Source organism: Rhodopseudomonas sp. B29 (genome assembly GCF_000333455.1).
Taxonomy (GTDB): Bacteria; Pseudomonadota; Alphaproteobacteria; order Rhizobiales; family Xanthobacteraceae; genus Rhodopseudomonas.
In genome coordinates this window covers 1-1,749 of sequence record NZ_BADD01000395.1, presented here as the reverse complement: position 1 = coordinate 1,749, position 1,749 = coordinate 1, and the positions used below count along the sequence as shown (strand labels likewise).

1 protein-coding gene and 1 pseudogene are annotated in these 1,749 nt (G+C 62.4%); both read left to right on the top strand.

Annotated features, from left to right (window positions below; genetic code table 11):
- A partial coding sequence (locus I5M_RS14105; protein ID WP_022721985.1) for a cbb3-type cytochrome c oxidase subunit I occupies positions 1-1,596 on the top strand: 1,596 nt, incomplete at its 5' end.
- Positions 1,593-1,749 (top strand): annotated as a pseudogene (locus tag I5M_RS34240) (cytochrome o ubiquinol oxidase subunit III); the annotation flags it as partial. The gene I5M_RS14105 and the pseudogene I5M_RS34240, both read left to right, overlap by 4 nt.

The window sequence follows — 1,749 nt, the reverse complement described above, 5'->3', positions numbered from 1 at the left end:
GCTTCCGACCTGAACTCCGTCGGATTCTGGCTGACTGCGAGTGGTGCGCTGCTCGTCAACATGTCGCTCGTGATCGGCGAATTCGCCCGCACCGGCTGGCTTGCGTTCCCGCCGCTGTCCGAGCTCGACTATTCGCCGGGGGTCGGCGTCGATTACTACGCCTGGGCGCTGCAGATATCTGGCGTCGGAACGCTGGTCGCGGGTGTCAACCTGGTGACGACCGTGCTCAAGCTTCGCACGCGTGGCATGACCTATCTGCGCATGCCGATGTTCTGCTGGACCACCCTCGCGTCCAACCTCTTGATCGTCGCGGCGTTCCCCATCCTGACCGCCACGCTCGCGATGTTGATCCTCGACCGCTATCTCGGCTTCCATTTCTTCACCAACGAAGCCGGTGGCAACATGATGATGTTCATGAACCTCATCTGGGCCTGGGGGCATCCGGAGGTCTACATCCTGGTCTTGCCGGCCTTCGGCATTTTCTCCGAAGTGGTGTCGACGTTCTCATCGAAGCCGCTGTTCGGCTATCGCTCGATGGTGCTGGCGACGATGTCGATCTGCGTCATCTCCTTCATGGTCTGGCTGCATCACTTCTTCACCATGGGGGCGGGGCCGACGGTCAATGCCGTGTTCGGCATCGCCAGCATGGTGATCGCGGTGCCGACCGGCGTGAAGATCTACAACTGGCTGTTCACGATGTACGGCGGCAAGGTGCGGTTCGACACGCCGATGCTGTGGTCGATCGGCTTCATGGTCACCTTCATCATCGGCGGCCTGACCGGCGTGCTGCTCGCTGTGCCGCCGGCCGACTTCATCCTGCACAACAGCATGTTCCTGGTCGCGCACTTCCACAACGTGATCATCGGCGGCACGCTGTTCGGCGCTTTCGCGGGCTACAATTACTGGTTCCCGAAGGCGTTCGGCTTCAAGCTGGATGAGCGCCTCGGCAAGTGGGCGTTCTGGTTCACGCTGATCGGCTTCTACATCACCTTCATGCCGCTCTATGTCGTCGGCCTGCTCGGCATGACGCGACGCATGCAGCATTACGACGTCGCGGCGTGGCGGCCCTGGCTGATCGTCGCGGCCGTCGGCATGGCGGTGCTGTCGATCGGCGTCATCATCCAGGTGATCCAGATCGCCTACAGCATCAAGCATCGCGAACGGCTGCGCGACCGCACCGGCGATCCGTGGGATGGCCGATCGCTCGAATGGGCGACCTCGTCGCCGCCGCCGGTATTCAACTTCGCGGTCGAGCCGGACGTCGATGGTGAGGACGCGTACTGGACCATCAAGTCCAAGGCGCGGCACCAGGAGCTGGCGCTCAAGGAGCCCGATTACCACGATATCGAGATGCCGAAGAATTCGCCGACCGGTGTGGTCTGCGCCTTCTTCGCCACCATCACCGGCTTCGCCTTGATCTGGCACATCTGGTGGCTGGTGATTCTCGGCGTCATCGGTGCGTTCGCCACGTTCGTGGCGTTCGCCTGGCGCGATCACGATGAGTACGTCATTCCGGCCGAGGAGGTCGCCCGCATCGACCGCATCAATCTGGCGGAGCGGAAAGCGATACTCGAACCGGCAGGGAGCGCAACATGAGCGACGCGAGCTTGGCCGCGGCACACGACGATCCGCACAATCTGCGCGGATTGCAGGACATGACCCTGGGCCACGACGGTCCCGCGCCGAAACGGATCGTCACCGCTTACGGCTTCTGGATCTTCCTGCTTTCCGACATCATCATCTTCGCCT